A 14613-nucleotide genomic window follows, 5' to 3' on the forward strand; every position below is an offset into this window, starting at 1 on the left:
GGCAAGAGGCCGTGAAGGGGGACGATTGTTGAGACGCAAGGCACTACGCAACCGCCGGGGCTTCGTTGCCGCCGGGATCATCGTACTGCTGACCTGCACGCTGCTGTTCCTGATGGCGCGACCGCCCATCTGCACTTGCGGCCATGTCGAGCTTTGGCATGGGGCGCTGGACAGCGGTAACAGCCAGCATATCGCCGATTGGTACAGCCTCAGCCATGTGATCCACGGCTTCGTCTTCTACGCAGGGGCGTGGGCGTTGATGCGACGGCAACCGATTGGCCCACGCTTTGCGCTGTCGGTGCTGGTCGAATCCGTATGGGAGATATTGGAGAACTCGCCGATCATCATCGACCGCTACCGCGCGGCGACGATTGCTCTGGGCTATAGCGGCGACAGCATCCTGAATTCGATGAGCGATATCGGCATGATGGCGCTCGGCTTCCTCTTCGCGGCCCGTGCGCCGGCCCTCGTGACGATATGCGCTGGCATCGCACTGGAAATCATCGCGCTAGTGGCGATCCGCGACAATCTGACGCTCAACGTGCTGATGCTTGCCTGGCCGATTGAAGCGATAAAAAGCTGGCAGTCAGCCCTTTAGGCCTTTTTCGTGCGGGCTTCGGTGATCGGCACCGGTTCGTTGCTAAGATCAGGCAGCGCCTTCACCGCACGCTTGCGATCGACTTCGCGCTTGGTCTCATAGGCTTTGCCAGCAAGATAAGCGCCGGTGACGAACAGCGCGCCCAGCGGATAGCGCATGATCAACCGCTTGGCGCCCATGCCCGCGACGAGTCCGACCACGCCCTTCTTTCCGGTCGCCGCAGCAACGCGGGCCGCGACGACGGCCGCGCCCAGCCGTGCCGTCTTTCGCAGCAGCCCTGCCTTGCGCGGCGGGCGGACGGTGACAAGCGGCTGTTTGGAAGTGATCTTCTTCATATGGCGATCAATGTATCGCAGGACGGGCGGTTCCGCCAGTTCACACCATATTTTCCGGCCGGACCAGCCGATCAAAACTTTCCTCATCGATCAGGCCAAGGGCAAGACCCGCCTCCTTGAGCGTGAGCCCTTCTGCATGCGCATGTTTCGCGATCTTCGCGGCATTGTCATAGCCGATCTCGGGCGCGAGCGCCGTCACCAGCATCAGCGACCTGTCGACCAGCTCGGCAATGTGCTTCTCGTTCGCCTCCAGCCCCTCGACGCAGCGTTCTGCAAAGCTATCCATGCCGACGCTCAGCAGATGGATGGAGCGCAGAACGGCAGCGCCGATCATCGGTTTGAAGACATTTAATTCCAGATGCCCCTGAAGGCCGCCGATCGTCACGGCCTGATGATTGCCGATCACTTGGCTCGCCACCATGGTCAGCATCTCGCACTGGGTCGGATTGACCTTGCCGGGCATGATGGAACTGCCCGGTTCATTGGCGGGAAGGTCCAGTTCGCCGAGCCCGGAACGCGGCCCGCTGCCAAGCAGGCGGATGTCGTTCGCGATCTTGGTGAGTGCAACGGCCAGCGTGGCAAGGGTCGAGGAGAGATGGACCAGCGGATCGTTGGAGGCCAGCGCCTCGAACTTGTTATCCGCCGTGCGGAACGGCAGGCCGGTGATCGCCGCGATCTCCTTGGCCATGGCGACGTCGAAGCCCTCGGGGGCGTTCAACCCCGTGCCCACGGCGGTTCCCCCTTGGGCGAGGGCCATCATCCCGTGCATCACGGCAGGCTCGATCCGATTGCGACAGCGATACAGCTGATGCGCATAGCCCGAAAATTCCTGCCCCAGCGTCAGCGGCGTCGCGTCCTGAAGATGGGTGCGGCCAATCTTCACGATGCCGCCCCATGCCTGCGCTTTATCGTCCAGAGCCTTATGGAGCCGGTCGAGCGCCGGGAAAAGCTGCTCCATCGCGGCGCGCGCGGCGGCGATGTGAAGCGCAGTGGGAAAGCTATCGTTGGACGACTGCCCCATATTCACATGATCGTTCGGATGAACGGGTGACTTGCCACCCCGCTTGCCTATCAGCGCTTCGTTGGCAATGCCCGCGATCACCTCATTCACATTCATGTTGGATTGGGTACCGCTGCCGGTCTGCCAGATGACGAGGGGGAATTGGTCGTCATGATCGCCCGCGATCACTCGGGCGGCGGCCGCCTCTATCGCCTCGGCCAGTTCCGGCGCCAATCCCCCCGTGCGATTGACCCGCGCCGCAGCCTGTTTGACGATGGCGAGCGCGTGGACGATCCCGATCGGCATGCGCTCCATCGCTCCGAAGGGAAAATTTTCGATGCTGCGCTGGGTCTGCGCGCCCCAATAGGCGCTTGCGGGCACTTCTATGGCGCCGATGCTGTCGGTTTCGGTGCGGCTTTCCATGCAAAGGCTCCCGGAACGTAAAGTCAGGTAGCCAATCTGGGAGGTAAGGCGGCTATCCGCCAGCCCTTATTTCTTCTTGCCGAAATCCACAGTCACGACGTTGGAGCCGTCTTCGGTCGTGACCAGCGGCGCGTCATTCTCCGCTTCCTCATGCGGCTCGGGCAGTCCGTCCGACTGCACCTGGAATTGGAGCGCGAAATTCACTGCGGGGTCCACGAAGGCCGTGATGGCGGCAAAGGGTATTACAAGATGCGACGCAACCTGATTGAATGTCAGGCTGACCTCGAACCCATCGCTGCTGACTTTCAGATCCCAGAATTTATTCTGAAGGACAATCGTCATCTCGTCCGGGAACCGCTCCACCAATTGCTTGGGGATCGCGACTCCGGGAGCCTGCGTCTTGAAGGTGATGTAGAAATGATGCGAACCCGGCAGACCGCCAGAATGCTCGACTTCGCCAAGCACGCGGCCGACCACGGCACGCAGCGCCTCCTGCACGATTTCGTCGTAGGGAATCAGGCTGTCAGGCAAGTCGTCGCTCATCCCCCATTGTCCTAACGGCGCGGCGCGGCTGGTCAAGTGCGCCCCGCACATGCAACGCCACATTGCATGCCGCCCCCACTTCGGTATAGGGCGCAGCCATGCGCACGGCCGAAATTCACCGCAACACTGCGGAAACGCAGATCGACGTGACCGTCAATCTCGACGGAACGGGCATCTATACCGTCTCCACCGGCATCGGCTTTCTCGATCACATGATCGAGCAGCTGTCGCGGCATTCGCTGATCGACATGACGGTCAGCACGGTCGGCGACCTGCATGTCGACCAGCATCACACGACCGAGGATACGGCAATCGCCATCGGCGAGGCTGTTGCCAAGGCCTTGGGCGACAAGCGCGGCATCACCCGCTACGGCAGCGTCTATTCGCCGATGGACGAGACGCTTTCGCGCGTGTCGCTCGACATTTCTGGCCGTCCCTGGCTGGTGTTCAACGCGCCCTTCACCGTGCAGCGCCTGGGCGAATGGGACACCGAGATGATCGAACACTGGTTCCACAGCTTCGCGCAGGCTGCCGGGATCACGCTGCACGTCGAAAATCTCTATGGCAGCAACAATCACCACATCGTCGAAAGCTGCTTCAAGGGGCTCGCCCGCGCGCTGCGGCAGGCGGTGGAGATCGACCCGCGCAAGGCGGACGCCATCCCGTCCACCAAGGGGATGTTGTGACTGCGCTAGCCCTCATCGATTACGGCGCAGGCAACCTCCATTCGGTCCATAATGCCCTGCGCAAGGCGGGGGCGGAGGATGCCGTCATCACCGCCGACCCTGAGGTAGTGGCGAAGGCTGACCGCATCGTCCTGCCGGGCGTAGGCGCCTTCCGCGCGTGCATGGATGCACTGTCAGCCATTCCCGGCATGATCGGCGCGATGAACGAGGCAGTGGGCCAGCGCGGCACGCCCTTTCTTGGCGTGTGCGTCGGCATGCAACTGCTCGCTGATGCAGGCGAAGAGTTCGGACGGCATGAGGGGTTAGGCTGGATTCCCGGCACGGTTCGGCGGATCGAGCCGACCGATCCCGCGATCAAGGTGCCGCACATGGGTTGGAACAAGGTCGTGCTGAACGGCGCGCCGCCTCTGCTGGAGCCGGGCGAAGCCTATTTCCTGCACAGCTATCATTTCGAAGCTGCCGACCCCGCCCATGTCGCCGCCATCACCGATCATGGCGGCCCTCTGGTCGCTGCCGTCGCCCGTGACACGATCATCGGTTGCCAATTCCATCCGGAAAAGAGCCAGACCTATGGCCTTTCCTTCCTCTCCCGTTTCCTGAAGTGGCGTCCGTGACCCCACTTCGCCCGTTCGGATATTGATATGAGCCTGATCGTCTTTCCCGCAATCGACCTCAAAGGCGGACAGGTCGTCCGCCTGGCCGAGGGCGACATGAACCGCGCCACCGTCTATGGCGACGATCCCGCCGCGCAGGCGCTGATCTTCGCGAAGGCAGGGGCCGAGCATCTGCATGTCGTGGACCTCGATGGCAGCTTTGCGGGCCATGCGGTCAATGCCGAAGCGGTAGAGCGCATCGTCGACGCCTTCCCCGGCCATGTGCAACTCGGCGGCGGCATCCGCAATCGCGAGGCGGTGGAGCGCTGGTTCGACCTTGGCGTCTCGCGCATCGTGATCGGCACGGCCGCATTGAAGGACCCAGCCTTCGTCAAGGCGGCGGCGCGCGACTTTCCGGGTGGGATCGTGGTTGCCGTCGATGCACGGGACGGTTTCGTCGCGACGGACGGCTGGGCCGAAAAGTCCGACATGCCCGTCGCGGACCTCGCCCGCCGGTTCGAGGATGCGGGCGTCGCCAGCCTGCTCTTCACGGACGTAGGCCGGGACGGCTTGCTCAAGGGCTGCAATATCGACGCGACCGTCGAGTTGGCGCGCGGCACGGATATTCCCGTGATTGCCAGCGGCGGCGTGGCGGGAATCGCGGACATTCGCGTGCTCAGCCTGCATGCAGACGAAGGCATCGAAGGCGTCATCACCGGGCGCGCGCTTTATGATGGGCGGCTGGACCTGAAGGCGGCGCTGGCGATCGCGAAGGCTGCGGCGTGACGAACCGGTTCCTCCCCGGCGTTCGCTCCGAGCGCAGTCGAGAAGCTCTAACTCAGCAGTTCTCGACTACGCTCGAACCGAACGGATGTTGGGAATTCGAAGCATGACCGTCTGCACCCGCGTCATCCCTTGCCTCGACGTCGCCAATGGCCGCGTGGTCAAGGGCGTGAACTTTGTCGACCTGCGCGACGCTGGCGATCCAGTCGAGCAGGCGCGGGTCTATGACGCGGCTGGCGCGGACGAGCTGTGCTTCCTGGACATCACCGCCACCCATGAGGCGCGCGGCACCATATTGGACGTGGTGCGCCGCACCGCCGAAGTCTGCTTCATGCCCGTCACCGTCGGCGGCGGCGTGCGCAGCCCGGAAGATGCGCGAGCCCTGCTGCTCGCGGGCGCAGACAAGGTGGCCGTCAACAGCGCCGCAGTAGCGCGCCCCGAAGTCGTGGCCGACATCGCCGACCGCTTCGGCAGCCAGTGCATCGTCGGATCGGTCGATGCCCGGCGCGTCGGCGACAACCGCTGGGAAATTTTCACCCATGGCGGCCGCAAGCCGACCGGCATCGACGCGGTCGAACATGCGGTAAGGCTGGCGCAACTCGGCGCGGGCGAACTGCTCGTGACGTCAATGGACGGCGACGGCACGAAGCAGGGCTATGACCTCGCCCTCACCCGCACCATCGCCGATGCCGTGTCCGTTCCCGTCATCGCCAGCGGCGGTGTCGGCACGCTTCAGCATCTGGTCGAAGGCGTGATCGAAGGTCATGCCAGCGCAGTGCTGGCCGCCTCCATCTTCCACTTTGGCCAGCACACGGTAGCCGAAGCGCACCAGGCGCTTGCCGCTGCGGGCGTGCCCGTCCGTTCGCGATGAACAACTTTTCATTGACGCATTTGGCGGTGAAGGCTTGATGGACGGCATGCGCTCGACACTCTTCGATCTTGAAAAGACCATCCGGCAACGGCGTGCCGCTGACTCATCCCAATCCTATGTGGCCAAGCTGACCGCACGAGGCCGGGGCAAGATCGCTCAGAAGGTCGGCGAAGAAGCCGTGGAGACGGTGATCGCCGCCATGGCATCCGATCGCGAAGGCGTGATCGGCGAAAGCTCCGATTTGCTGTTCCACCTGATGGTTCTCCTGGCAGACCTCGACATTCCGCTGGACGCTGTGCTCGATGAACTGGACCGCCGGGAAGGCGTATCCGGGATCGCGGAGAAGGCTGCGCGCCCGCGAGATTGATACACAGCCGGAAAGAAATCCGCCCATCGGCGTTTCCTGATCTGCCTCAAGGCAAACAGGGAGAACGACGGCATGGTAAGAACGATCGCGGGCGGCATATTGGGCGGCTTCGCTCTTTTCGTGATCCGCTTCCTCTTCTGGCAGACGCCGCTCAGCGCTCTTGCCTTTCACCGCACGGGTGAAGCCCCCGGCGCGAACCTTCAAGCAGCACTGGCGCAGTCTCTGACGCAGACCGGAACCGGCGTCTATATCGTCCCCGATCCGGCGACTGCGCAGGGCACCATCCTGTATGGCAAGGGGCCAATTGCGACGATCTTCTACAACAATAGCGGCTTTCCGGTGACGGATAGTGCCGCGCTGATCGGCGGGCTCATCCTCGCCCTGATCACCGGGCTACTCATCGCCCTGGCGCTGAGATTCGCGGCGGTGGACTTCGGCAACCGGGCGCGCATTACCCTGCTTTCCGCGCTCGCGGCCGTGCTTTGGCTGGACATAGGCCAAGCCGTCTTCAACCACGCGCATTGGGGATATAGTCTCTACCTCGCATTCAGCGACTTCATCGCGCTGGCTGCCGCAGGACTTATCGCGGCTCGACTGATCGTGACGGCTCCTGCCGCATCGGTTAACGCTACGACGATGCACTAAGCCTCGTGCCCGCCTCCTCCGCCAACCGGATCATGCAGGCGGCGTGACGCTCTGCCACCACCATCCTGTCCTCGCCATAACCCCCACCCATGGTACTGGCGAGCGGGATGCCCCGGTTGCGCGCTTCCTGCATGACGGTGCGGTCCCGCGCTTCCAGCCCCGCATCGCTCAGCGCCAATCGCCCCAGCCTGTCGTCAGCATGCGGATCGACACCGGCCTGATAAAGAATCAGGTCAGGGCCAAAACTATCCAGCGTCTGGGGCAGCACTTCCATCAACGCCGCGAGATAATCCGCGTCGCCCACGCCATCGGGAAGCGCCACGTCCAGCGACGACCGCATCTTGCGCACCGGAAAATTCTTCTCCGCATGGACGGACAGCGTGAAAACATCGTCCCGCCCCTCCATCAGCTGCGCGGTGCCATCGCCCTGATGCACGTCGAGGTCGAGAATCAACACCCGCCGCGCATCCCCTTCCCCGATCAGGCGATTCGCCGCGATGGCCAGGTCGTTGAACACGCAATAGCCCGCGCCGCTGTCGTAAAGCGCATGATGGCTGCCCCCGGCCGCGTTGGCGGCATAGCCGTGAACCATCGCCAGCTTTGCCGCGGCCCAGGTTCCGCCGGGAGACAGCATCGACCGCCGCATCACCCGTTCATTCACCGCAAAACCGATCCGCCGCTCCTTTTCGGGCGGCACATTCAGACTGGCAACCTCCTCGACATAGGCCGTGTCATGGACTGCTTCGATCCACTGGCGGGGCATGATCGCGGGTTCATGGACGGTAAAGGCGGCGCCACTTACCCTAAGTGCTTCCATAACCAGCCCATATTTATCAAAACGAAAGCGGCTGCCGCCTGTGGCAGGGGAAACATAGGCAGGATGGTGAACGACATGGAGCATCATCTTTTTTCCGCGATCTCGAGTTTGAACGATGAGGGCTTTGCGCTATCTGGTCCAGCATGAACCGTCCCAATTTGATCCGTTTCAGCCTCAGCTCACTCATGGGCATTGCCGCAGCACCCGTGCTCGCGCAGCCGCCTGCGATTGTGCCGACGCTGCCCGCGCCCACTCCGCCGGTCATCGCGCCGCCCGCTATGGTGACGCCGCCGCCGGTGCCGATTCCGGCTCCATCGGCCGCGCAGCAGGCTTGGCTCAACAATTGGTTGAAGGGCGGCGCTGAACAGGGCCTGATGGCGCGCAACAAGGCGACCGGCGTCCTGAGTGGCGACGCCTTGGTCACCGCCGTTCTCGACAGGGCCAAGGCGCTCAGCACCGGCAGGGTCGATACCGCCGACTTCCTGGACATCTGGGCCTTGCGCCCTGCGGCCGTCGATCCGCGCCCCGGCCTTGCCCGCGCCATTGCCGAAGACCGCCTGCCGCAATGGGCGGCCACCCTCACGCCGCCCTATTCCGGTTATGAGGGACTGCGCCGGGGCCTTGCCAATTATGAGCAAATCCGTGACGCCGGGGGCTGGCCAGTCCTCGGCGCGAAATCCGCGCCCGACGCGGTGCTCATGCGCCTGGCCATCGAGGACAAGAGCGTTCAGCCCGGCGAAAAGCTATCCGACGCGCTTCAGCGGGCGCAGCGCCGCTATGGGTTGAACCCCACCGGCCTGCTGGACGCCCGCACGCTCAAGGAACTCAATGTTCCGGTGGAGGAGCGCATCGCCGCCATCATGGCGAATATGGAACGCTGGCGCTGGATGCCGCGCCAGCTGCCGGTCAACCGCGTGCAGGTGAACATCGCCGCCGCCGTTCTCACCCTGTTCGAAGGCGATCAGCCCGTCACCTCTATGCGAGCGGTCACCGGATCGCCAGACAATGCAACGCCGATGCTGACATCCAGCATCCATTCGATCGTCGTCAATCCGCCATGGAACGTGCCTTCCTCCATCGCGAAGAAGGAATTGTGGCCCAAGGGCCGCGCCGCCCTGCTGCGCCAGGGCTACAAGATCGTCGGCACGCCTGAGACCGGGGAGCGGATCGTTCAGCCAGCGGGTCCCGGCAGCGCGCTCGGGCGGTTGAAGTTCGACTTCAACAATCCCTTCGCCGTCTATCTGCACGACACGCCTGCCCGCGCGAAATTCTCAAGCTATGACCGGCTCGCGAGCCATGGCTGCATCCGGCTTGAAAAGCCCGTTCCGCTCGCGGAATTGATGCTGCAAAGCGACCCCAACCTCGCTGGCAAGGTGCAATCGCTGATCGACACCGGCAAGACGCAGCGCGTGCAATTGCCCAAGGAAGTGGCGGTGTATCTGCTCTACTGGACCGCTTTCGCCAGCAGCAACGGCACCATGAACTTCCGATCTGACCCCTATGGCTGGGACAAGCTGCTCGCCCAGAAGATCGAGGCATCCAGCCGCCGGCTAGATCCCACCGCCGCCCCGGCGCCCACCATCGCATCGAAGGATTAAGACCCCATGCGCAAGATTGCCCTCGCCGCCCTCGCTGGCGCGCTCGCCCTCTCCGCCTGCGGGAAAAAGGAAGAGCAAACGCCCGCGACCAACAACATGGTCGAACCTCCGGTTGAAAATGTAATCATCGAGGAACCGGAAGCTCCGCTGCCGCCAGCCAACAACGCTGTGCAAGCCCCGGAACCCGCGCCGCCGCCAAGCATTACCGAGAAACAGCAGATCCAGGACGATGCGGAAGCCACCGGCATGACCGCACGGCTGGACCAGTCGGCCGAGGGAAGCAACTCGTCCAATTGAGCCGAAGGCTGGCTGCCTTCGGACGAATGGCGGCCGCCCATTTGCACCCTGCCCTTTAAGCGGGCGCAGAGCTTTGCTATATTGCGATTCATGGATCGTCGCAGTTTTACGAAGGCCGCTTTAAGCGGACTCGCCTTTTCATTCCTAGCAGACAGCGCCGGACGCGCGGCCGTGACGGCCATGCCACAGCCTGCCGCACCAGTGCCGCCGCCTGTTACCCCGCATCCGGTTACGCCCTTGGCGCAGCAGCCCTATGCGCGGCTGCTGGACCGGGCAAAGGCGGCGCTGGACGAACATGCGCATATGTTCGAACTGCGCGACCGGATCGCGCTGGCCGATTTCAACGCCCCCTCGCGTGAGTTGCGTTTCCACATCGTCGATCTCGTCGGCGGTCATTCCAGCTCCTATCTGGTGGCTCATGGCCGGGGGTCCGATCCGGGACATTCCGGTTGGCTGCAAACATTCTCCAACGAGCCCAATTCGCTGGCGAGTTCGGCGGGCGCGTATAAGACGGGGCAAATCTACGAAGGGCAGCACGGCCGCGCCATGCGACTGGCAGGGCTCGATTCGCAGAACAACAATGCTGAGATGCGCGCCATCGTGATCCACGGCGCCGATTATGTGAGCGAAGACCATATCGCGTCATGGGGCAAGATTGGCCGCAGCGAAGGCTGCTTCGCCGTCGCCCAGCATATGTTGCCGCAACTGCTCGGGCTGCTTGGCCCGGGCCGCATGGTTTATGCGAACAAGCTCACGGCAATGGGGGCTTGAGAGGGGCGCACGCACCGCTGGCAAGAATCTTAGACCCCGCTCTAGCTAATCAGTTTTTCCTCACCCCGTTCGCCCTGAGCCTGTCGAAGGGCTCTATTTCTTTTAAGAAGTGGAGGGTTCGACAAGCTCAGCCCGAACGGGACTAAAAGGTGGTGCCGGTTAAATCCAACTCTGATCTATCGCGCCACCAACTCGCAAAAGCGTCGGGCCATAGCGAACTCATCCCGCCGTCTGGCTGATCGGGCGGCGGCTTCGGCATCCTCGCCCCACTGTTCGACTTCCCAGGCCTCATCTATTTCCGAAGCGGTCCAGATCGTATCGGCATCATGCCCGCCCTCGACGATCGCCAGGCCGCAGACCAGCGAACCCGACAAGGTCACGAGCGTGGACAATCCCGCTAGCGTGAAGGGATCATAGGCTTTCACCGCCGCATCCAGCCGCTCCAAAGTCTCAGGCGGTTGATCGACCGGAATGATGCCTTGGGTCACGCGAAAGGTGACGTCATAACGCCGCCGCGCCCAGTCCAGCAGCGGGTCCCACGCCGCTGCCTCCCGCGACACCAGTTCCGCAGGCCCTTCGGCGCGGTAGCAGAGCAGATCGCTGGTCCCATAATTGGCGATGCCCGAAGCGAAGCTCTCGCGATTGGGCGCAATCTGGTCGATGGCCCCGTTGGCAAGGCCGGTGAACGGCATCGAGCGCGGATCGACCATATCACCCTGCCCGCGCCATTCCTCGGCCACAGCCTCCGCCAACCCCACGGTCGGCAGGGCCAGCGCCGCGCGCGCGGGCGTTCGCACGGGGCGCCCGTCCAGCTGGATCTCATGCCCAGCCTCGCCGGAAATCACCGCGACATCCTTGTAGAAGCGCCTCATTGCGGCGGCTTCCGAAACAGGGCCAGCAGCAGACGCGGCACGATGATGAACTGAAACAGGCCGACCAGCACGAAGATCATGCCCATCGCCTTGGCCTTGCTGCCCTGCACCCAGCTAAAACGCTCCATCAGGATGAGGAAGCCGAACATCACGAGCAGGGCACCCGAAAGGCGGAACATGCCAAGCGCGAAGTGACGCTGGCGCGCGACCTTTTCAGGATCGACGGGAGGGGGAGGAGGAAAGTCGGTCATGCTGCGCGGATATGGTTCCTGAGTTCATCGCTGTCCATCGCCACGGCATGCGCGCCAGCGGCAATGAGATCGGCAGGCAGATGATAGCCCCAGCCGACCCCCAACGCCCTCGTTCCCGCGCTCAGCGCCATGTCGATGTCATAGCTGGTGTCGCCGATCATCACCGTCGTTTCCGGACTCGCGCCCGCTTCCGCCATGGCGGTCAGCAGCATGGACGGATGCGGCTTGGACGGATGCCGGTCGGCGGTCTGAAGCGTCACGAAATGCGCATCAATGCCATGATGTGCCAAGCAGAGAGTCAGCCCACGATCCGACTTGCCCGTCGCCACGCCCAGCAGCCATCCGTCGGCATCCAGTTCCCGGATCAACTCGGCTATCCCCGGATATAGCGGCTCCGACACCGCATTATCGCGGCGCATCTGCTGAAAAGCGCGCTTGTAGCTTTCCGACAGATGGTCATGGAAATCCGCTTCCGCTTCCGGCAGCAGTCGCGCGATCGCCAACGGCAGCGAGAGGCCGACCACGGACAGGATCGTATTCCGGTCAGGCGCTGTCAGCTTCTCGCCCTCAAACGCCAGCGTCATGGCAGCGCAGATGCTGTGCTGGCTATCGACCAGAGTGCCGTCGCAATCGAAAACGGCGAGGCGGTTGCTCATTTCTTGCGGGGGCTCGCGCTACCACCCGATCCGCGCGACCGCCGTTCCCCACGACGCTCCTTGCGCCATTGCTTGGCATGGGCACGCGCCGCCTTCTTCTCATCCTCGCGGGTCGGCGCGCGGGCGATTTCCTCGTCCAGCGGCAGGTCACCCGCGTTGATGTCAAAGCCCAGCGATATCAGGCTCGCCGCAAAATGCTCGGGCAGATCGGCGCGCACATCGACCCGGCCACCATCGGGATGATCGACGCGGATGCGGCGGGCGTGCAGGTGCATCTTGCGGCTGATCGAGCCGGACAGAAAGGCCTCCTTGCCGCCATATTTGCCGTCGCCGACAATCGGATGCCCGATAGCCGCCATATGCACGCGCAACTGGTGCGTGCGACCGGTATGCGGTTGCAGCTCGACCCAGGCGGCGCGATTGCCCGCGCGCTCGATCACGCGGTAGCGCGAACGGGCGGGCATCCCCTCTTCCTCATCGACATGCATTTTCTCGCCGCCGGTGCCGGGCTGCTTGGCGATGGGCAGTTCGATCATGCCGTCATTGATCGATGGCACGCCCATGACGATCGCCCAATAGACCTTGCGCGCAGTGCGGCTGGAAAAAGCCTTGGCGAAATAGGCCGCCGACCGCGCCGTGCGGGCGACCAGCAACGCGCCGGACGTATCCTTGTCCAGCCGATGGACCAGCTTGGGCCGCTGATCCAGCTCATATTCCAAAGCGTCGAGCAGGCCATCGACATGCTCGTCGGTCTTGGTGCCGCCCTGCGTCGCCAGGCCCGGCGGCTTGTTGATGACGATCGCCTGCGCGTCGCGATGGATCACCATATTCTGTGCGAAACTGATCTCGTCTTCGCTCAACTCCGGCCGGACGCGGCGCGGCTTGGTGGTCTCGACAGCTTTGGGCTCGGCGGGAGGAACGCGGATCAGCTGGCCCTCAGCCACCCGATCGCTCGGCGCGGCGCGCGCGCCATCAACCCGCAACTGACCCGTGCGAGACCAGCGCGATACGCTGTTGAAGCCGATGTCGGGCAAATGCCGCTGGAACCAGCGATCCAGCCGGATGCCATCATCGTCCGCGCCCACGCGGAACTGACGCACATCCAGCGAAACGCCTTTACCCGTAGCAGCAGCCTTGGGCGTTGTGGCCTTGGCCAGAGCAGGCTTGGCGGCAGTTTTCGCCGGTGACTTGTGCGCATCAGGCTTGCGCGCCCGCGCCGCCTTTGCGCCACCACGGGCGCGGCCGGGTGCGCCAGCGCCGGGCTTGCCCCCACGCGAAGGGCCGGAAGGCTTACCGGGAGGACGCCCCTTCATGCGACGCTCCGCATCATGCCAAGGCCAAGGACCAGCGCGCCGACCGCCGCGATGACTGACAGGGCGGCATAGCTCATCGCCATGCCCAGCTGCCCGCGCTCAATCATCAGCACGGTCTCCAGACTGAATGAGGAAAAGGTTGTGAAGCCACCAAGAAGCCCGACCGCCAGCAACAGGCGTAGGGCTTCACCCGATGCGCTGCCGAACCGTGCCAGCCAGCCCGCAAGCAGACCCATGGCAAAACCGCCCAGCACATTGGCGGCAAAGGTGCCCCAGGGCCATTGCACACCCGGCAGCATGTGACCGGCAAAGCGGCCCAGCTGGTAGCGCGCCAGCGCGCCAACCGCGCCGCCGCCCATGACAAGGAGGATATTGTTCATCCCGCCCGCCCTAGAGGCAAATCGCAGTAAAGAAAATGGCGGCGCGCGCCTTTCTGCGCGCTTACCGTCCCTTGTCGGCGATTATATCGACATTCGTCCGCCCGCCCGACGCATCGGTGAAGACCAGCAGGAAGGCGGCGCCATCGTCCTTGCGCGTGCCGCCAAGCACATGACCGCCGCCCATAACCGTGTGTTCGGCGTCAAATCCGGAACGCCGCGCCTGCGTATAATAATAATCCATGACGTTCTGGCGGGGCACTGGCGTCACAAAAGTGGCCGCGCGCAGCGTACAACCATTTTTGTCCGCGCCCGCCGCCTCCGTCAGTTTAGCGCCCGGATACACGCCGAAGGGATCGGGCAGTCGGCTGGCCCACTGCATGCCATAGGCCAGCTGCTTTCGGCAGAAGACATTGCCGCCGGGCTTGTCCTGACCTTGAGCGGCGGAGGCCAGCGCAGCCGCTGGCTCCTTCCCCTCACCTGCCGTCGGAGCAGGTGTCGCGAGCAGTTTGCCACCGGCGAGCTTCACCGATTCGGCCAGTGCCTTAGCCGCATCGCCCCTCAGCTTCGGCAAACCCGCGATGGCAGGGCGTCCGGATTGACCCGTCAATTTGGGATCGACCGTGATCTTCCCTCCCAATGCCTCCTGCAAGGCAGGGTCCACCGCATTGTTGGTCAGCTGGGCGTCGAGGGCGTTGAGATCAGCCTCCTTGTCCCCCTTCCCGCAACTCGCCAATGGCAGCGCGAGCAGCACGGCAAGGGCATAGACAGAACGGAAAGGCGGCATGGCTTAACTCCTTTGTAAACAAGAGGTGAA

General features: G+C 63.6%; 20 protein-coding genes. 10 read left to right on the forward strand and 10 right to left on the reverse strand.

Annotated elements, in window-relative coordinates:
- Positions 1 to 25 precede the first annotated feature (25 nt).
- Positions 26 to 598 (forward strand): DUF2585 domain-containing protein, encoded by a 573-nt coding sequence (locus tag ACWNC0_RS16585; protein WP_449473169.1) that lies wholly within the window; start codon positions 26 to 28, stop codon positions 596 to 598.
- Here the strand turns inward: ACWNC0_RS16585 and ACWNC0_RS16590 are convergent.
- The 3 genes from ACWNC0_RS16590 to ACWNC0_RS16600 form a co-directional block, all read right to left on the reverse strand.
- A complete protein-coding gene (locus ACWNC0_RS16590; RefSeq protein WP_449473171.1) occupies positions 595 to 933 on the reverse strand; it encodes a hypothetical protein in 339 nt (112 codons plus the stop codon). The genes ACWNC0_RS16585 and ACWNC0_RS16590 overlap by 4 nt on opposite strands.
- A gap of 40 nt (positions 934 to 973) precedes the next feature.
- Positions 974 to 2356, reverse strand: a complete 1383-nt coding sequence (gene fumC, locus ACWNC0_RS16595; protein ID WP_449473172.1) for a class II fumarate hydratase — start codon at positions 2354 to 2356, stop codon at positions 974 to 976.
- Positions 2357 to 2422: 66 nt separating this feature from the next.
- On the reverse strand, positions 2423 to 2899 hold the full coding sequence (locus ACWNC0_RS16600) for an SspB family protein (protein ID WP_449473174.1): 477 nt from the start codon (positions 2897 to 2899) through the stop codon (positions 2423 to 2425).
- Between the two features lie 98 nt (positions 2900 to 2997).
- On the opposite strand from ACWNC0_RS16600, the gene hisB reads away from it, so the two are divergent.
- The 6 genes from hisB to ACWNC0_RS16630 all read left to right on the forward strand — a co-directional run bounded on the left by hisB (position 2998) and on the right by ACWNC0_RS16630 (position 6844).
- Positions 2998 to 3585 (forward strand): imidazoleglycerol-phosphate dehydratase HisB, encoded by a 588-nt coding sequence (gene hisB / locus ACWNC0_RS16605; protein WP_196225873.1) that lies wholly within the window; start codon positions 2998 to 3000, stop codon positions 3583 to 3585.
- On the forward strand, positions 3582 to 4199 hold the full coding sequence (gene hisH / locus ACWNC0_RS16610) for an imidazole glycerol phosphate synthase subunit HisH (protein WP_449473176.1): 618 nt from the start codon (positions 3582 to 3584) through the stop codon (positions 4197 to 4199). Before hisB ends, hisH begins: the two co-directional genes overlap by 4 nt.
- A 27-nt stretch (positions 4200 to 4226) precedes the next feature.
- A complete protein-coding gene (hisA, locus tag ACWNC0_RS16615) occupies positions 4227 to 4964 on the forward strand; it encodes a 1-(5-phosphoribosyl)-5-[(5-phosphoribosylamino)methylideneamino]imidazole-4-carboxamide isomerase (protein WP_449473178.1) in 738 nt (245 codons plus the stop codon).
- Between the two features lie 103 nt (positions 4965 to 5067).
- On the forward strand, positions 5068 to 5832 hold the full coding sequence (gene hisF, locus ACWNC0_RS16620) for an imidazole glycerol phosphate synthase subunit HisF (RefSeq protein ID WP_449473180.1): 765 nt from the start codon (positions 5068 to 5070) through the stop codon (positions 5830 to 5832).
- Positions 5833 to 5878: 46 nt separating this feature from the next.
- Complete coding sequence (locus ACWNC0_RS16625; RefSeq protein WP_449473182.1) at positions 5879 to 6199, forward strand: phosphoribosyl-ATP diphosphatase; 321 nt, start codon at positions 5879 to 5881, stop codon at positions 6197 to 6199.
- A 72-nt stretch (positions 6200 to 6271) separates the two neighbouring features.
- The gene (locus tag ACWNC0_RS16630) at positions 6272 to 6844 is read left to right on the forward strand and encodes a hypothetical protein (protein ID WP_449473184.1); all 573 of its coding nucleotides are present in this window, start codon (positions 6272 to 6274) and stop codon (positions 6842 to 6844) included.
- On the opposite strand, the gene ACWNC0_RS16635 is transcribed toward ACWNC0_RS16630, so the two are convergent.
- Positions 6828 to 7745, reverse strand: a complete 918-nt coding sequence (locus ACWNC0_RS16635; protein ID WP_449474642.1) for a histone deacetylase family protein — start codon at positions 7743 to 7745, stop codon at positions 6828 to 6830. The genes ACWNC0_RS16630 and ACWNC0_RS16635 overlap by 17 nt on opposite strands.
- A gap of 59 nt (positions 7746 to 7804) precedes the next feature.
- On the opposite strand from ACWNC0_RS16635, the gene ACWNC0_RS16640 reads away from it, so the two are divergent.
- The 3 genes from ACWNC0_RS16640 to ACWNC0_RS16650 all read left to right on the forward strand — a co-directional run bounded on the left by ACWNC0_RS16640 (position 7805) and on the right by ACWNC0_RS16650 (position 10327).
- Complete coding sequence (locus ACWNC0_RS16640) at positions 7805 to 9259, forward strand: L,D-transpeptidase family protein (protein ID WP_449473186.1); 1455 nt, start codon at positions 7805 to 7807, stop codon at positions 9257 to 9259.
- 6 nt (positions 9260 to 9265) lie between these two features.
- Positions 9266 to 9556 carry a hypothetical protein gene (locus ACWNC0_RS16645; RefSeq protein WP_449473188.1) on the forward strand — a complete coding sequence of 97 codons (291 nt, stop codon included), beginning with the start codon at positions 9266 to 9268 and terminating at the stop codon, positions 9554 to 9556.
- 90 nt (positions 9557 to 9646) lie between these two features.
- Positions 9647 to 10327 carry a murein L,D-transpeptidase catalytic domain-containing protein gene (locus ACWNC0_RS16650; RefSeq protein WP_449473190.1) on the forward strand — a complete coding sequence of 227 codons (681 nt, stop codon included), beginning with the start codon at positions 9647 to 9649 and terminating at the stop codon, positions 10325 to 10327.
- Positions 10328 to 10503: 176 nt separating this feature from the next.
- On the opposite strand, the gene ACWNC0_RS16655 is transcribed toward ACWNC0_RS16650, so the two are convergent.
- The 6 genes from ACWNC0_RS16655 to ACWNC0_RS16680 all read right to left on the reverse strand — a co-directional run bounded on the left by ACWNC0_RS16655 (position 10504) and on the right by ACWNC0_RS16680 (position 14583).
- Positions 10504 to 11199, reverse strand: coding sequence for an ATP12 family chaperone protein (locus tag ACWNC0_RS16655; RefSeq protein WP_449473192.1), 696 nt, complete (start codon positions 11197 to 11199; stop codon positions 10504 to 10506).
- On the reverse strand, positions 11196 to 11450 hold the full coding sequence (locus ACWNC0_RS16660; RefSeq protein ID WP_449473194.1) for a hypothetical protein: 255 nt from the start codon (positions 11448 to 11450) through the stop codon (positions 11196 to 11198). The genes ACWNC0_RS16655 and ACWNC0_RS16660 overlap by 4 nt, the downstream gene beginning before the upstream one ends.
- Positions 11447 to 12106, reverse strand: a complete 660-nt coding sequence (locus tag ACWNC0_RS16665) for an HAD-IA family hydrolase (RefSeq protein WP_449473196.1) — start codon at positions 12104 to 12106, stop codon at positions 11447 to 11449. The genes ACWNC0_RS16660 and ACWNC0_RS16665 overlap by 4 nt, the downstream gene beginning before the upstream one ends.
- Entirely contained in the window at positions 12103 to 13419 is a 1317-nt protein-coding gene (locus ACWNC0_RS16670) for an RluA family pseudouridine synthase (RefSeq protein ID WP_449473198.1), read from the reverse strand. The genes ACWNC0_RS16665 and ACWNC0_RS16670 overlap by 4 nt, the downstream gene beginning before the upstream one ends.
- Positions 13416 to 13799 (reverse strand): fluoride efflux transporter CrcB, encoded by a 384-nt coding sequence (crcB, locus tag ACWNC0_RS16675; protein WP_196225860.1) that lies wholly within the window; start codon positions 13797 to 13799, stop codon positions 13416 to 13418. The genes ACWNC0_RS16670 and crcB overlap by 4 nt, the downstream gene beginning before the upstream one ends.
- 61 nt (positions 13800 to 13860) lie before the next feature.
- The gene (locus ACWNC0_RS16680; protein WP_449473200.1) at positions 13861 to 14583 is read right to left on the reverse strand and encodes a hypothetical protein; all 723 of its coding nucleotides are present in this window, start codon (positions 14581 to 14583) and stop codon (positions 13861 to 13863) included.
- Positions 14584 to 14613 lie beyond the last annotated feature (30 nt).

The organism is Sphingobium chungangianum (assembly GCF_977014255.1).